Annotated in this window: 12 protein-coding genes; 9 read left to right on the top strand and 3 right to left on the bottom strand. The window is 74.7% G+C overall.

The window, feature by feature from the left end:
* Positions 1-149: 149 nt before the first annotated feature.
* Positions 150-584: a hypothetical protein gene (locus ACQYWQ_RS10395; RefSeq protein ID WP_431033988.1), complete on the top strand. Its 435-nt coding sequence runs from the start codon at positions 150-152 to the stop codon at positions 582-584.
* On the opposite strand, the gene ACQYWQ_RS10390 is transcribed toward ACQYWQ_RS10395, so the two are convergent.
* Positions 562-1,173: a Maf family protein gene (locus ACQYWQ_RS10390; RefSeq protein ID WP_431039137.1), complete on the bottom strand. Its 612-nt coding sequence runs from the start codon at positions 1,171-1,173 to the stop codon at positions 562-564. The two genes, ACQYWQ_RS10395 and ACQYWQ_RS10390, sit on opposite strands and share 23 nt — an antisense overlap.
* 274 nt (positions 1,174-1,447) lie before the next feature.
* Positions 1,448-1,588, bottom strand: a complete 141-nt coding sequence (gene mmpB, locus ACQYWQ_RS10385) for a morphogenic membrane protein MmpB (RefSeq protein ID WP_431033987.1) — start codon at positions 1,586-1,588, stop codon at positions 1,448-1,450.
* Positions 1,589-1,869: 281 nt separating this feature from the next.
* Between mmpB and ACQYWQ_RS10380 the strand changes: the two genes are divergently transcribed.
* The 5 genes from ACQYWQ_RS10380 to hutH all read left to right on the top strand — a co-directional run bounded on the left by ACQYWQ_RS10380 (position 1,870) and on the right by hutH (position 10,684).
* Complete coding sequence (locus ACQYWQ_RS10380) at positions 1,870-2,739, top strand: biotin--[acetyl-CoA-carboxylase] ligase (RefSeq protein WP_431033985.1); 870 nt, start codon at positions 1,870-1,872, stop codon at positions 2,737-2,739.
* Positions 2,740-3,142: 403 nt separating this feature from the next.
* Positions 3,143-4,309 (top strand): adenylate/guanylate cyclase domain-containing protein, encoded by a 1,167-nt coding sequence (locus tag ACQYWQ_RS10375; RefSeq protein ID WP_431039136.1) that lies wholly within the window; start codon positions 3,143-3,145, stop codon positions 4,307-4,309.
* Between the two features lie 358 nt (positions 4,310-4,667).
* Positions 4,668-5,495, top strand: coding sequence for an enoyl-CoA hydratase/isomerase family protein (locus tag ACQYWQ_RS10370; protein ID WP_431033983.1), 828 nt, complete (start codon positions 4,668-4,670; stop codon positions 5,493-5,495).
* A 654-nt stretch (positions 5,496-6,149) separates the two neighbouring features.
* A complete protein-coding gene (locus ACQYWQ_RS10365; protein WP_431033981.1) occupies positions 6,150-7,406 on the top strand; it encodes a GGDEF domain-containing protein in 1,257 nt (418 codons plus the stop codon).
* 1,724 nt (positions 7,407-9,130) lie between these two features.
* Positions 9,131-10,684 (top strand): histidine ammonia-lyase, encoded by a 1,554-nt coding sequence (hutH, locus tag ACQYWQ_RS10360; protein WP_431033980.1) that lies wholly within the window; start codon positions 9,131-9,133, stop codon positions 10,682-10,684.
* 224 nt (positions 10,685-10,908) lie between these two features.
* On the opposite strand, the gene ACQYWQ_RS10355 is transcribed toward hutH, so the two are convergent.
* Complete coding sequence (locus ACQYWQ_RS10355; RefSeq protein WP_431033979.1) at positions 10,909-11,199, bottom strand: tat (twin-arginine translocation) pathway signal sequence; 291 nt, start codon at positions 11,197-11,199, stop codon at positions 10,909-10,911.
* 420 nt (positions 11,200-11,619) lie between these two features.
* Here ACQYWQ_RS10355 and ACQYWQ_RS10350 point away from each other — a divergent pair, with 420 nt between their 5' ends.
* From ACQYWQ_RS10350 to ACQYWQ_RS10340, 3 genes are all read left to right on the top strand, one after another.
* Positions 11,620-12,879, top strand: coding sequence for a L,D-transpeptidase (locus ACQYWQ_RS10350; RefSeq protein ID WP_431033978.1), 1,260 nt, complete (start codon positions 11,620-11,622; stop codon positions 12,877-12,879).
* A 429-nt stretch (positions 12,880-13,308) separates the two neighbouring features.
* Positions 13,309-14,802 carry an ABC transporter permease gene (locus tag ACQYWQ_RS10345; RefSeq protein WP_431033976.1) on the top strand — a complete coding sequence of 498 codons (1,494 nt, stop codon included), beginning with the start codon at positions 13,309-13,311 and terminating at the stop codon, positions 14,800-14,802.
* Positions 14,803-14,933: 131 nt separating this feature from the next.
* Positions 14,934-15,620 (top strand): ABC transporter ATP-binding protein, encoded by a 687-nt coding sequence (locus tag ACQYWQ_RS10340; RefSeq protein ID WP_431033975.1) that lies wholly within the window; start codon positions 14,934-14,936, stop codon positions 15,618-15,620.
* The last annotated feature ends 90 nt before the right edge of the window (positions 15,621-15,710 follow it).

The following is a 15,710-nucleotide window of genomic DNA, read 5'->3' as shown; positions in this document are numbered from 1 at the left end:
AAAGGGTTCGGGATTCTTTGCGTGGCGCCTCGTCCGGCCCCTCGCGCGAACCCTTGCCCACTCGGCTACCCGCCAGTAGCGTGCGCGAGAGCCATGTGTACCCCCGGTAACAGTGGCTCGGGGGCGGAACGGAAGCGGGTGTGCCGAGGATGACGCGGACCGTCGTGGCCTGGATAACGGGCTTCGTCCTGCTCCTGGAGACCTTCGGGATCGTCCTGATGTGCCTCACGCTCGGGGCGGTCGTGGACAACCAGTCCATGTCCCTCGCCGGCACCGATCCCGATGCCGTCGTCACCGGCTCCTACGTCCTCGCCGTCGTCGCCGGGCTCTTCCTCTGCGCCTGCGCCGCCGTCGCGCTGCGCTGCGCGCTGCGGCGCCACGCGCCGGGCCGTACGGGCCGCGTCCTGCTGATCGTCGCCGCCGTCGTGCACGGCGTGCTCGCCGCGGTCTCCCTCGCGCTCGTCGGACTCGCCGCCTTCCTCGGCCTGCTCGTCGTCCTCGCGCTCCTCGTCCTCATCCTGGTGAGCCCGGACGCCACGCTCGCGGGCCCGCGCGCCGACGTCAGTCCTTCCACAACTCCGTGATACCGACGCCCAGTTCGCGCAGCAGCGTGCGCAAGGTGGGCAGCGAGAGGCCGAGTACGTTCCCGTGGTCGCCCTCGATGCCGTCGACGAACGGGGCGGACCGCCCGTCGAGTGTGAACGCCCCCGCGACGTAGAGGGGTTCGCCGCTCGCCACGTACGCGGCGATCTCCTCGTCGTCCGGCGTCCCGAACCGCACCGTCGTCGAAGCGGTCGCCGAGGCGCGCGCGCCCGAAGCGGTGTCGATCACGCAGTGCCCGGTACGGAGCACCCCTGCCCGCCCGCGCATCGCCTTCCACCGCACCGTCGCCTCCTCGGCGTCGGCCGGCTTCCCGTACGCGACACCGTCGAGGTCGAGCACCGAGTCGCAGCCGACCACGAGCGCGTCCCGCGCCTCCGCGCGCTCCGCGACCACCGCCGCCTTCGCCTCGGCGAGCACGAGCGCCAGCCCACCAGGCGTCGGCGCGCTGATCGCCTCCTCGTCCACCCCGCTCACGATCACCTCGGGATCGAGCCCGGCCTGCCGCAGGAGACCGAGCCGCGCGGGCGACTGCGAGGCGAGGACGAGGCGACGGCGGGACGAGGGGGACAGCGGGGCGCGAGAAGACATGAGGTGATCGTAGGACGTACGGGGCGGTGGGCCGTACGGGTGCGGGGCGGGGCCTCCGGGGCAGGTCTCCGGGGGGCGGGCCTCCGGCGGCGGGGGCGGAGTGAGGCGGCGCTGTGGTGTGGGGCGTACGGGGGGCGTGCGGCGTGTGGGGGGCGTGAGGCGGGCGGCGGCGCCGGGCGTACGGGGGCGTGGGGCGTGTGGGGCGTGCGGCGGCGCCGGGCGTACCCGGCCTGGGGCGCCGCGCGGCGTCGTCCGCTCAGCCGCGTGCGCCGAGCCCGACGAGCACCATCGTGAGCACCATGACGCAGGCGAGGAGTACGCCCGCGCGGTGCAGCATCCGCTGCACGGCCCGCCACTCATCGGGTGGCTCGTGTTGATCCCGGTCCGACCACAGCATGGGTTCCAGGCTGCGGCCGCCGGGGTGCCGTGCGCCTGAGTACGCGTACCTAAGCGGGGGCGGCACGAGGGAGCGCGGCGGGGCGCGGGACGGCAGGCCAGGGCGCGCGGGCTCCGGGGGTGCGCCGGGACGGGGTGCGGTGCCGGGGCGGGGCGGGGCGGGGCGGGGCCGGGCTGGGCTGGGCGGGGTGCGATGCCGGGGCGTGGCGGTGGGGAGGGACGGCGGGGCGGCGCGGGGAGGGCCGGAGCGGGAGCCCGGTGGGGCGTGGTGGGGTAGGGGGCATGAGCAATCCGTACTCCGATCTCGACCGTCCCCCACTGCACGCCACCGCGCTGCGCCGCGCGCTCGTGCGGCCCGGCGGGCTGTGGACCGCGCTCGACGTCGTGCCCCGTACCGGCTCCACCAACACCGACCTGCGCGAACGCTCCGCAGGCACCCCCGAGGGCACGATCCTCGTCGCCGAGGAGCAGACGGGTGCCAGGGGCAGGCTCGACCGGCGCTGGAGCGCCCCGCCGCGCTCCGGGCTCTTCTTCTCGGTCCTGCTCCGCCCCGAGGTCCCGGCGGCGCGGCTCGGCTGGCTCCCCCTCCTCGCGGGCGTCGCGCTCGCCACCGCGCTCTCGCGCGCCGCCGGGGTCGACACCGCCCTCAAATGGCCCAACGACCTCCTCCTCACCATCGAGGGGGACGAGCGCAAGGCGGCCGGCATCCTCGCCGAGGCCACCCCGGACGGCGCCGTCGTCCTCGGCATCGGCCTCAACGTCTCGCTGCGCGCCGACGAACTCCCCGTCCCCACCGCCGGCTCCCTCGCCCTCGCCGGCGCCCCCGCGCGCGACCGCGACCCGCTGCTCCGCGCGGTACTCCGCTCCCTCGCTGACTGGTACGAGCGCTGGCGCGACGCCGGAGGGGACCCGGCAGCCTGCGGGCTCCAGGCGGCGTACGCGGCCGGGTGCTCGACGCTCGGGCGGCAGGTGCGCGCCGAGCTGCCCGGGGGCGCCGAGCTGATCGGCGAGGCCGTCGCGCTCGACGGGGACGGGCGGCTCGTCCTCGTGACCCCGGGGGGCGCACGGGAGGCCGTGGGGGCGGGGGACATCGTCCATCTGCGCCCCGTCCCGCCCCCGGAGGAACGACAGGGCGGCTCGGGCGGCGAGTGAGCCAGGGCACACCTGCCGTATCGTGGAGCGCGGTCGTGGCGTTGGCCCGCGGCAGAGGGGAAGGGCGCAGGCAGTGACCGTCGACGACACCGGTTCGGGCGCGGGTGGCTCGGCCTCACCCGGCGGCGAACGGCGCGCCTCCGAGGGGGCGGGCGAGCCCGCAGGAACCCCTCCCGCACCCAACGACGCCGACCCCGACCCCGTACCGGAGCCGGGCGCGGCGGCCCCCGACGGCCCCGGGCGTGCCGAGGGCCGTTCGGAAGGCTCCGTCGGCCCCGAGGACTCCGCCGACCCTGAAGACGCCGCCGACCCTGAAGGCTCCGCCGATGCGGAGGACCCGGGCGACCCCGGGCGTTCCGGCGGCTCCGAGGGCTCTCCGGCGCGCGAGGACCGCGCGAACCTCGTGGAGTGGACGCAGGACCGGGCGGTGGACCGGGGCGAGCCCGAGCGCGCGGACCACGCCCCCTCCGTCCCCGGCGCCCCCCGCGAGGAGCCACCCGAGGACGACCCGCTCGCGCTCCGCCTCGAAACGCTCATCCTCGGCGCCGAGCGCCGCTACACCCCCTTCCAGGCGGCCCGTACCGCCGGTGTCTCGATGGAGCTGGCCTCGCGCTTCTGGCGGGCGATGGGCTTCGCCGACATAAACCAGGCCAAGGCGCTCACCGAGGCCGACGTCCTCGCCCTGCGCCGCCTCGCCGGGCTCGTCGAGGCCGGGCTGCTGAGCGAGGCGATGGCCGTCCAGGTCGCCCGCTCGACGGGGCAGACCACGGCGCGGCTCGCCGAGTGGCAGATCGACTCCTTCCTCGAAGGGCTCACCGAGCCCCCCGAGCCGGGCATGACCCGCACCGAGGTCACGTATCCGCTGATGGAACTGCTCCTGCCCGAGCTGGAAGAGTTCCTCGTGTACGTGTGGCGCCGTCAGCTCGCGGCGGCGACCGGGCGCGTCGTGCAGGTCAGCGACGACGACGAGATGGTCGACCGCAGGCTCGCCATCGGCTTCGCCGACCTCGTGGGCTTCACGCGCCTCACGCGCCGCATGGAGGAGGAAGAGGTCGGCGAACTCGTCGAGGCCTTCGAGACCACATCGGCCGACCTCGTCGCCGCGCGCGGCGGGCGCCTCGTCAAGACCCTCGGCGACGAGGTCCTCTTCGCCGCCGACGACGCCGGGGTGGCCGCCGAGATCGCGCTGCGCCTCATCGAGACCCTCTCGGGCGACGAGACGATGCCCGAACTCCGCGTCGGCATCGCCTTCGGCACGGTCGCGACCCGTATGGGCGACGTCTTCGGCACGACGGTGAACCTCGCCTCGCGCCTCACCTCGATAGCGCCACGCGACGCGGTACTCGTCGACTCCGCCTTCGCCGAGGAACTCATCCGTACCGGCGAGGCCCCCGTCTCCGAAACCGCCGCCGCCGAGGAAACGGACCGCGCGGCGAAGGAGGGCGAGCCCCCGCCCGCCTACCGTTTCGCCCTCCAGCCCATGTGGCAACGCCCGGTCCGCGGCCTGGGCGTCGTGGAGCCCTGGCTCCTGACTCGGCGGGGGCCGAAGGAGGACGAGGCACAGGGCTGAGGGAGGGACGGGCCCGGGGCGCCCTCCCGGGGCGCCCTCCCGGGGCGCCCTTCTGGGCGCAGGCCCGTGGGCAACTGGCGCGCGGCGCAAGAGCGTCGCCGCGAAGCGGAGCACGCCCGGACCTTCGCGTCTCCGAGGCTTCGTGTCTTCGTGTCGTCGAGCCTTCGCGCGTCTCCGAGGCTTCGGGCCTTCGTGTCTCCGGGCTTTCGCGTCTTCGAGCCTCCGCGTCTTGACGCACCACTCGGTCCCGTCCTGCCGGAACAGGAACCCGGGCCGACCGGTGATCGCCCGGGCGGGTAACGGTCGTTAACATCGGCGGGGTCCGCAGTCGGGTGAACCACCGAGACCGGAGGCCGCCGTGCCCGTACCCCCCGAAACCGCAGAGCAGCCGGAGCCCGAGCGCCGCTACGGCGACGACATCCTCGTCCGTCGGCACGGACACGTGGCCGAACTCGTCCTCGACCGGCCGCGGGCCCTCAACGCCATCGCGACCGCCACCGCGGAGGCGCTCCGCGCGGCCTGCGCGGATCTCGCCGACGACCGTGAGGTGCGTGCCGTCGTGCTCACATCGTCCGCTGAGCGCGCCTTCTGCGTGGGCGCCGACCTCAAGGAACGCAACTCCTTCACCGACGCCGAACTCATGCGCCAGCGCCCGGTGACCCGCGCCGCCTACACCTCCGTGCTCGACCTGCCGGTGCCCGCCATCGCCGCCGTCCACGGCTTCGCGCTCGGCGGCGGCTACGAGATCGCGCTCGCCTGCGACCTCATCGTGGCGGACCCGAGCGCGGTCGTGGGCCTGCCCGAGGTCTCCGTCGGCGTCATCCCGGGCGGCGGCGGTACGCAGCTGCTCCCGCGTCGCGTCGGCGCGGCGCGCGCCGCCGAACTCGTCTTCACCGCGCGCCGCGTCCCCGCCGCCGAGGCGAAGGAGCTGGGCCTGATCGACGTACTGGTCGGCGAGGGCGACGACCGTACGGAGGCGCTCGCGCTCGGCGCCCGCGTCGCGGCCCACTCCCCTCTCGGCCTCCGCGCCGCCAAGCGCGCGCTGCGCCTCGGGCAGGGGCTCGACATCCGCGCGGGCCTGGAGGTCGAGGACGCGGCCTGGCGCTCCGTCGCCACGTCGGGGGACCGCGCGGAGGGCGTGGCGGCCTTCAACGAGAAGCGGAAACCGGAGTGGCCGGGGGAGTGAGGGGGCACCGGGGCCTGGCAGGGGGGCGGTCACTGGCAGGGGTGGCGGCCACTGCCAGATGGCTGGCGGCTTTGGTCGCGGCGGTTGGCAGTTCCTGCCGCGGGGGTTGGCAGTTCCCGTTCCTGCCACGGGGCTGGCAGCTTTCTGCCACGGCGGTTGGCGGTCGCTGCCACGGCGGGGCAGTTCTTGCCGCGGAGGTGGGCGGTTCCCGTTCCTGTCACGGGGCTGGCAGCCTTCTGCCACGGTGGCTGGCGGTCGCTGCCGCGGAGGTTGGCGGTTCCCGTTCCTGCCACCGGCCTGGCAGTTCCTGCCACGGCGATTGGCAGCTTTCTGCCACGGCGGTTGGCGGTCGCTGCCACGGCGGTTGGCAGTTCCCGTTCCTGCCACCGGCCTGGCAGCTCCTGCCACGGCGATTGGCAGCTCCTGCCACGGCGATTGGCAGCTCCTGCCACGGCGGTTGGCAGCCCCTGCCACGGCCATTGGCAGTCGCTGCCAGAGCTGTCGGCGTTCCTGCCAGAGCCTGCCGGTGGGTGCGTCGACCTCCCGGTTGCGGCGGGGCGCACCCCGCCCACGCGTGCCCGCGGTCTCCCCTTTTCCTCACTCTCCGTGATCGTTCACCCGGCAAACCCCCCGTCACCTGCCTAAAGTGGCCGAATGGGAGACGGAGCGGAGGACGCCCGGCTGTGGGCTGTCGTGGAGCTGGCGCAGGCCCTGGCCGTGGCGCGGTCCGCTCGGGAGACGTGGCGGGCGGCGGCGCGGGGGGCGCGGCTCGCGCTCGGGGGGAGTTTCGCCGCGTTGTCGGTGTGGGAGCGGGGGCCCGGGCGGCTGCGGGTGCTCGTCAACGAGGGGGAGCGGGCCCCCGGCGAGGACGAGTTCCCCGAGGACGAGACGTATCCCGTGCACCGGTTTCCCGAGATCACCGAGTTCCTGCACGAGCGCTGGGCCCGCGGTGGCGCCCCCCACGCCTGGGCCGAGACCGCCGAGGGTCCTGCCGGGGGCGAGGCAGGCTACTGCCATCAGCGCGTGGCCGCGCTCCGGCGCAGGGGGCGTGGTGCCTGCGTCGTCGCGCCGCTCGTGCTCGACGGGCGCGCCTGGGGTGAGCTGTACGTGGCGCGCCCCGCGGGGGCGCCGGTGTTCGGCCAGGCGGAGGCCGGGCTCGCGACCGTACTCGCCGCGGTCGTCGCGGCCGGTCTCGCCCAGCTCCGCCGCCTGGAGGAGGCCCGCAGGCTCGCCTTCACCGACCCGCTCACCGGTCTCGCCAACCGCCGCCTCGTCGACCAGCGCCTCGACGAGGCCCTGGAGCGGCACCGCGAGGAAGGGCATGTCCTGAGCCTCGTCGTGTGCGACCTGAACGGCCTCAAGCGCGTCAACGACACGCAGGGCCACGCGGTCGGCGACCACCTGCTCGAACGTTTCGGCTGCGTGCTCTCGCGCGGCGCGGCACGCCTCGGTACGGGCACGCTCGCCGCGCGTCTCGGCGGCGACGAGTTCTGTCTGCTCGCCCTCGGCCCCTCGGCGGACGAGGTCGTCGCCGTCGCCGAGGAGATCTGCGCGGCCGCGTACGCGCTCGACGTCGGGGAGGGCGTCGCGTGCGGTGTCGCGTCGACGGGCGACCCCATCGGCCCCGTCGCATCGGCCCGCCGCCTCTTCCGCCTCGCGGACGCCGCACAGTACGAGGCGAAGGGCCTCGCGGCCCGCCGCCCCGTGGTGGCGGGCCGCGACGACCCGGTGATCCGCCTCGCGAACGCCGTACGCACGGAGCCCGATGACACCCTCCAGGAGCCCCCCGCCCACGCCACGACCCCCGCACCCCCCACGGAACGCCGCCGCATCCGCGGCAGACGCCGCCCGAACCACCAGGACAACCACACCACCACCCCGCCCGAGCGGACCGAGCACCCCGACCCCTAGCGGACCACCCCGGCGCCGCCCCCACCCCCGCGCCCGCCCGTCCCCGTCCCGTTTCGGCTCCGCGTCCGCCCCCGCCTGTCTCGCCCCCGCGCCGCCGTCGTCCGCCCCCGCTCCGTATCCGCCCCGCGCCCGACTGCCCTCCCCGCCCGGCACTCACCCCGCGACCGCGCGCCGCCGCCCGGCGTTCGTCCCGCCTCATGTCCACGCCGTGCTCGTCCCGCCTCCGCCCCGGTGCTCGCCCCGCGACCGTGCCCCACCACACCGGGCCGTCCCGCGTCGGCTCCGCGTTCGCCACGCGTCCGCCCGGCGTGGGCCGCGCGTGTGCCCGCGTCCGCACCCACCGTGTTCCGTATCCGCGCCGGGACCGCTTGCCCTCGCCTCGCGTCTGCTCCGCCCTGAACTGCCCGTCGCGCCGTCCCCCCTTGGCCTGGCTTCTTCGCGACCGTGTCGCCTCATGCCCGTCCGCTTCGGTTGCGCGTCCGCTACGCGTCGGCCCGTGTCCGCCTGTCTTCGCGCGGTCGCCCCGTGACCGTGCCGCACTACACCGCGACCTCCGCGACCTCCGCGACCTCCGCGACCTCCGCGACCTCCGCGACCTCCGCGTCCGCCGCGCCCCGCGTGCCTGCCGCGCCTCCCGCGCCTCCCGTGCCTGCCGCGCCTCCCGCGTCCGCTGCGCCCCCTGCGGGTCCGTGTCTGCCCCCCCCGGCCCGCCTCGCCTCCCCCCCGTGGCGTGCCACACCCGCCGCGCCCCCCGGCGTCCGCCGCGCCCCGCGTGCCTGCCACGCCTCCCGCGCCTCCCGTGTCCGCCGCGCCCCTGCGCGTCCGCGTCTTCCCCCCCCCGGCCCGCCTCGCCTCCCCCCCCGTGCCGCGCCACACCCGCCGCGCCCCGCGTGCCTGCCACGCCTCCCGCGCCTCCCGCGTCCGCTGCGCCCCCTGCGCGTCCGCGTCTTCCCCCCGTCCCGCCTCGCCTCGCCCCCCGTGCCGCGCCACGCCCGCCATGCCCCCCAGCGTGCCTCCCGTGCCCCGCGTGCCTGCCAGGCCTCCCACGTCCGCCGCGCCTCCTGCGGGTCCGTGTCTTGCCCCCCGTCCCGTCCCGCCTCGCCTCCCCCCCCGTGCCGCGCCACGCCCGCCGTCCCCCCCCGCGTGCCTGCCACGCCTCCCAAGTCCGCCGCGCCTCCCGCGTCCGCTGCGCCCCCTGCGCGTCCGCGTCTTCCTCCCCGTCCCGCCTCGCCTCGCCCCCCGTGCCGCGCCACGCCCGCCATGCCCCCCCAGCGTGCCTCCCGTGCCCCGCGTGCCTGCCACGCCTCCCACGTCCGCCGCGCCTCCTGCGGGTCCGTGTCTTGCCCCCCGTCCCGCCTCGCCTCCCCCCCCGTGCCGCGCCACGCCCGCCGTCCCCCCCCGCGTGCCTGCCACGCCTCCCAAGTCCGCCGCGCCTCCCGCGTCCGCTGCGCCCCCTGCGCGTCCGCGTCTTCCTCCCCGTCCCGCCTCGCCTCCCCCCCGTGCCGCGCCGCGCCCGCCGCGCCCCCGCGCCGCGCCCGGCCCGTGACCGCCCTCCCCCTCCCCGCCTGGCCCCCCCGCCGCCTGCCCTCCCCGCCTGGCCCCCCTCCGCCTGCCCTCCCCGCCTGCCCCCCGCCTGCCCCCCCCGCCTCGCCCCCTCTCCGCCGTCTCCGTGAGCTGTTCCCCCGGTCTGTCTTCTTGGCGATTCATTTCGTAGGGTCGTGAATATGGATATGCACACTGTGGTGCTCGGGTCGAGCGGTGTCACCGCGGCCGAGACCCTCGCCGTGGCCCGGCATGACGCGCGGGTCGAGCTGGGCGTTGAGGCGCGTGAGGCGCTCGCGAAGGCGCGGGCGACGATCGACGCGCTCGCCGAGAAGCCCGAGCCCGTCTACGGGGTCTCCACCGGGTTCGGGGCGCTCGCGAGCCGGCACATCGCCCCCGAGCTGCGTGCCAGGCTTCAGCGCAACATCGTGCGTTCGCACGCCGCGGGGATGGGTCCGCGCGTCGAGCGCGAGGTGGTGCGGGCGCTGATGTTCCTGCGCCTGAAGACGGTGTGCTCGGGGCACACGGGTGTCCGCCCCGAGGTCGCCCAGTCGATGGCCGACCTGCTCAACGCCGGGATCACCCCCGTCGTCCACGAGTACGGCTCGCTCGGCTGCTCCGGCGACCTCGCCCCGCTCAGCCACTGCGCCCTGACCCTCATGGGCGAGGGCGAGGCGGAGGGTCCGGACGGCGTCGTACGGCCCGCGGGCGAGCTGCTCGAAGCGCACGGTCTCAAGCCGGTCGAGCTGCGCGAGAAGGAGGGGCTGGCACTCCTCAACGGCACGGACGGCATGCTCGGCATGCTCCTCATGGCCCTCGACGACCTCGCGCGCCTCTACACCTCGGCGGACATCACCGCCGCGCTCTCGCTGGAGGCCCTGCTCGGTACGGGCAAGGTCCTCGCCCCCGAGCTGCAGGCCGTCCGCCCGCACCCGGGCCAGGCGGCGAGCGCAGCGAACATGCTCAAGGTCCTCGCGCACTCCCAGCTCACCGGGCACCACCAGGACGAGGCCCCGCGCGTCCAGGACGCCTACTCGGTGCGCTGCGCCCCGCAGGTCGCCGGCGCGGGCCGCGACACGCTCGCGCACGCCCGTACGGTCGCCGCGCGCGAACTCGCCGCCGCCGTCGACAACCCGGTCGTCCTGGAGGACGGCCGCGTCGAGTCGAACGGCAACTTCCACGGCGCCCCGGTCGCGTACGTACTCGACTTCCTCGCCATCGCGGCCGCCGACCTCGCCTCGATCGCCGAGCGCCGCACCGACCGGCTCCTCGACAAGAACCGCTCGCACGGCCTGCCGCCCTTCCTCGCGGACGACGCGGGCGTCGACTCCGGGCTGATGATCGCGCAGTACACGCAGGCCGCGCTGGTCAGCGAGCTGAAGCGGCTCGCGGTTCCCGCCTCGGTGGACTCGATCCCGTCCTCGGCGATGCAGGAGGACCACGTCTCGATGGGCTGGTCGGCGGCGCGCAAGCTCCGTACGGCCGTCGCGAACCTGACGCGGGTCGTGGCCGTCGAGCTGTACGCGGCGACGCGCGCCCTGGAGATCCGTACCGCCGACGGCGGCCCGCGCGCCTCGGACGGCGGCCGCGCCGCGCTCGGCGCGGTGCGCGAGGCCGGGGTGCTCGGCGCGGGCCCTGACCGCTTCCTCGCGCCCGACCTCGCCGCCGCCGAGACCTTCGTCCGTGAGGGCGGGCTCGTGCGGGCCGTCGAGGCGGCCGTGGGTCCGCTGGCCTGAGGGCACGGCGCCGGCTCCCCGCGGGGACGTACTCCCGCGGGGAGCCGCCCCGCTCGCGTACGGGCCGCGGCAGGTACGGCCCCAACTCCATACCGCCCGAAGGCATTACCGCCCGAAGCTTTTACGTCCCGAAGCGCTTACGGTCCGAAGGGCTTACGGTCCGAAGCGCTTACGGTCCGAAGCGCTTACGGTCCGAAGCGCTTACGGCCCGAAGGGCTTACGGGCTAAAGCGCCGCCGTGTCTCCGTACGACTCCCTGCGGCCGCGCCGGACAGCGACCGCCACGCATGCCGCGCCTATGCCGAGCGAGGCGAGCCCGCCGACGAGGTACGGGGTCGTGTCGACGCCGCCCGTGTCGGCGAGGCGGTGCTCGTCGGCCGTGACGGTCGCGGCGGCCACCTCCGTACGGGCGGGCGCCGCCGCCGCGTCGGGCGCGGAGGGGACGAAGGACAGCGCGCAGAGCACGGCCGCCGAGGCCGTGGCGGTCAGGAGGGACCTGCGGGCGACGGACGACATGTGGGGCATCTCCCTTGACGCGCGGGGACGGTGGGGGACGACGGGGGACGTGGGGGCGGCCCGTGGCTCGCGGGGGCGCTCCCTGGGCGCGATGCTAATGAGGGACGGCGGGTGCGCGAAAGCGGTTCGCGCGGGGCGGGGTTCGTCGGGCGCGGCGCGCCTCGTACGCATCAGGTCCCCGACGTGGGGAAAACGTCCCCGAAGGACGGCAACCACCGGGGCGGGATCGTCGTCTCAGGGGGAAACAGTGATCCCCCTGCCCGGCGTTGCGTGGCGTTCGCCACATTCCCGGGGGCGCGCCACCGGAGCGGTCGGCCGGTTGCTGTACACAGGGGAGTGGCACGGGTGCCGACGGCAGCTGTGCGCCTTGAGCACGTTCCGGGGGCACTGCGGGATTCGGCGACGATGGAGAAGCGAGTGATGACGGTCAGCAAGCGGCGCAAGGTTCTTGCCGCCGCCTCCGCCGTACTGGGCGGAGTGCTGGTGCTCTCCGCCTGCGGCGGTGGCGACGACGACGGCGACAAGACGGACGCGAAGAACGGCAGCGGTCAGTCGCAGGTCGACAAGTCCGCGGCCGAGAAGGCGTCGGTCGCGCGAATAAGGATCGCCCCCAAGAACGGCTCCAACGCCGCCAGCATCAACAACGCGGGCCAGGTCTCGGTCAGCAAGGGCTCGCTCACCGCGGTCTCGCTGACCGCCGCCGACGGCACCAAGGTCGCGGGCGCCTTCTCGGCCGACAAGACGAGCTGGAAGCCCTCGGCGCAGCTGGAGCGCGCGACGACCTACAAGGTCAACGCGACGGCGAAGGACAGCGAGGGGCGCGTCGCGCACGAGAACGGCACCTTCACGACCGTCTCGCCGCAGAACAGCTTCATCGGGAACTTCACGCCCGAGGACGGTTCGACGGTCGGCGTCGGTATGCCCGTGTCGATCAACTTCGACAAGGCGATCACCGAGAAGGACAAGAAGGCCGTCCAGGAGGGCATCTCGGTCTCCAGCAGCTCGAACCAGGAGGTCGTCGGTCACTGGTTCGGGAACCAGCGGCTCGACTTCCGGCCCCAGCAGTACTGGCAGGCGGGCTCGACCGTGACCCTCAAGCTCGACCTCGACGGGGTCGAGGGCGCGGACGGTGTCTTCGGCGTCCAGCAGAAGACCGTCACGTTCAAGATCGGCCGCAGCCAGGTCTCCACCGTCGACGCCCAGTCGAAGACGATGAAGGTCGAGCGGGACGGGAAGGTCATCAAGACCATTCCGATCTCGGCCGGTTCGCCGGACAACACGACCTACGAGGGCCAGATGGTCATCTCGGAGAAGTACAAGCAGACCCGGATGGACGGCGCCACCGTCGGTTTCACCGATGACGACGGCAAGGGCGAGTACGACATCAAGGACGTGCCGCACGCCATGCGGCTCTCCAGCTCGGGCACCTTCATCCACGGCAACTACTGGGGCGCGCCCTCGATCTTCGGGAACGTCAACACGAGCCACGGCTGCGTGGGCCTCCAGGACGCCAAGGGCGCCAACAACCCGAACACCAACGGCGCCTGGTTCTACGACAATTCGATGATCGGTGACGTCGTCGTGGTCAAGAACACCGGCGACAAGACGATCCAGCCCGACAACGGCCTCAACGGCTGGAACCTGAGCTGGGACCAGTGGAAGCAGGGCTCGGCCGTCTGAGCCCACCCCGCTCCGCCACCGTCGCCGCGGTACGTGCACGAGGGCCCGCCCCCCGGATTCCGGGAGGCGGGCCCTCCGCGCTGAGGCGCGGAGCGGAAGCCGAAGACTCCCGCGCCCCGCACACGCCCCCCCGCACACGCCCCCCCGCACATGCCCCCCCACACATGCCCCCACACGCCCCCCACACGCCACCTCCGCCCCGACGGGCCCCGGCCCGGAAGGTCCCACCGTCGAAGGCCCCCGCCCCGCCGAAGGTCCCACCGTCGAAGGCCCCCGCCCCGCCGAAGGCCCCATCGCCGAAGGCGCCCCGCCCCGCCGAAGGCCCCCCGTCGCCGGGGTCCCCGCCCCGCCGGAGGAGGAACCCCGGTTCTCACGATCCTCTTATCTGACCCTTAACCGGCCGTCAGAACCGCTCCATAGCGTCGCCCCATGTTCTTCACCTGTCTGAGGCGCGAGCTGCGCCGCCGCAGAAAAGCGGCCCTCGTCGTCGCCTCCGGGCTCGCTCTGGGCATCGCCCTCGTCATCGTCGTCAACTCGGTCGCCGCCGGGATGAACAAGGCCCAGGACAAGGTCCTCCAGTCGCTCTACGGACTCGGCACCGACCTCACCGTGACCAAGGCGGCCGCAGCGCCCAAGGAGGGCAGCACCGGAAGCCGTCCCCGCTTCGACTTCGACGCGAAGGACAGCGACGACGACAGCGAGCAGAGCAGCGACCGCGTCATGGTCCAGGGCTTCCAGTCCCTGGCTTCCTCGACCGTCACCAAGGTCGCGGGCCAGGACGGGGTCGCGCAGGCGGTCGGCGGCCTCAGCCTCCAGGTCATGAAGGTCAACGGCGAGTTCAAGCGCGGCGAGTTCAAGCAGGACCAGAGCAGCGGTTCCGGCTCGGGCCGCGGCGGCTTCGGGGGCGGGAACGGCGGGGGCGACCAGCCTCCGAGCGGCGAGGTCAAGGGCGGCGGCGCCCAGTTCGACGTCGACTCGTACTCCGTCTACGGCACCGACGTCGCCCACCCGGCGCTCGGCCCGCTGACCTCCTCGAAGATCACCAAGGGCCGTACCTTCACGACGAGCGAGACGAACGCCGCGCTCGCCGTCGTCGACAGCGCCTACGCCAAGGAGAAGAAGCTCTCCACGGGCGACAAGCTCACCATCCACGGCACCGCGTTCACGATCATCGGCATCGCGACGGCCGACAGCGGCGACGCGGCGGCCAACGTCTACGTGCCGCTCCAGCGGGCGCAGACGCTCGCCGACGCGAAGAACAAGGTCACGACGGTCTACGTGAAGGCCACCGACTCCCAGAAGATCGACGCCGTCAAGTCCGCCGTGCTCCAGCAGGTCCCCGGCACCACGGTGACGACATCGGCCGACCTCGCCGACACCGTCTCGGGCTCGCTCTCGACCGCGTCCTCGCTCGCGACCGGCGTCGGCCGCTGGCTCTCCGCCGTCGTCCTCGCCGCCGCTTTCCTCGTCGCGGGACTGCTGACGGTCTCGGCCGTGGGCCGTCGCGTACGGGAGTTCGGCACCCTCAAGGCGCTCGGCTGGTCCAGCGCCCGCGTCAACCGGCAGGTCGTCGGCGAGGCGGTCGTCAACGGGCTCATCGGCGGCGTGCTCGGTATCGCGATCGGGCTGCTCGGCGCGTGGATCGTGAGCCTCGCCGGCCCGACGCTCACGGCGGAACTCGGCTCCTCGGCCGGGCGCGGCGCGGGCGGCATGGGGGGCGGCCCCGGTGGCGGCGGCTTCGGCGGCCCGGCCGGGCAGGCCGCGCAGAAGGCGCTCACGGTCTCGCTCGAAGCGCCGGTCTCGGCGACCACGGTCGTGCTCGCCGTGGTCCTCGCCCTCGGCGGCGGCCTCGTCGCCGGCGCCTTCGGCGGCTGGCGGGCGACCCGCCTGCGTCCCGCCGACGCGCTGCGCCGCGTCGAGTAGCCGGTACGGGAGCGGGGCGTTACCCCGTACGGGCCGTACCGCCTCCCCGTACGGCCCGTACCGCAGCCCCGCCCCCGTACCGCCGCCCCCGCCCCCTCCTTCACCAGGCCGTGTGCCGGAAAGCAGCAATCATGTACCAGCTCCGCGAGGTCACCAAGCAGTACCGCAGAGGCAGGGACACCGTGCAGGCACTCGCCGGTGTCGACCTCGACCTCCAGGACGGCGAGCGCCTCGTCGTGCAGGGCCCGACGGGCGGCGGCAAGTCCACGCTGCTCCAGCTCCTCGGCGGTCTCGACCGGCCGACGGCGGGCAGTGTCGCGCTCGACGGCACGGACTTCGCGCGCCTCGGCGAGGCGAAGCTCACGCGCCTGCGCCGCGACCACATCGGCTTCGTCTTCCAGAGCTTCAACCTCATCCCGACGCTCACCGCGCAGGAGAACGTCGAGACCGCTCTCGTCCCGCTCGGCACGAAGAGCGCCGAGCGCCGTGAGCGGGCCGCCGCCGCGCTCGCGTCCGTGGGGCTCGGCGAGCGCGGCAAGCACGTGCCCTCGGAACTCTCCGGCGGTCAGCAGCAGCGCGTGGCGATCGCCCGCGCGCTCGTCAAGGCGCCCAAGGTGCTCCTCGCCGACGAGCCCACCGGCAACCTCGACGAGACGACGCGCGACGAGATCATGGACCTGCTCGAAGGGCTGTGGGAGGAACAGAAGTTCACCTTCGTCATGGTCACCCACGACAGCGCGCTGGCCCGCCGCGCACCCCGCCTGATCACCCTGCGCAAGGGAAAGATCGCCAACGAGAAGACGGCCAAACCGGTCTGAGCCCCGGGCCAGGGCCTCGGACCGCCCCCGAGGCCCGGGCCCTCGGCCGCCAGGCCGCCCCCGAGCCCCCGGCCCCCGAGCCCCCGGCCC

Source organism: Streptomyces sp. P6-2-1, assembly GCF_050613165.1.
GTDB lineage: Bacteria > Actinomycetota > Actinomycetes > Streptomycetales > Streptomycetaceae > Streptomyces.
The sequence above is the reverse complement of the archived record's forward strand: the minus strand, read 5'-3'. Positions and strand labels throughout refer to the sequence as shown.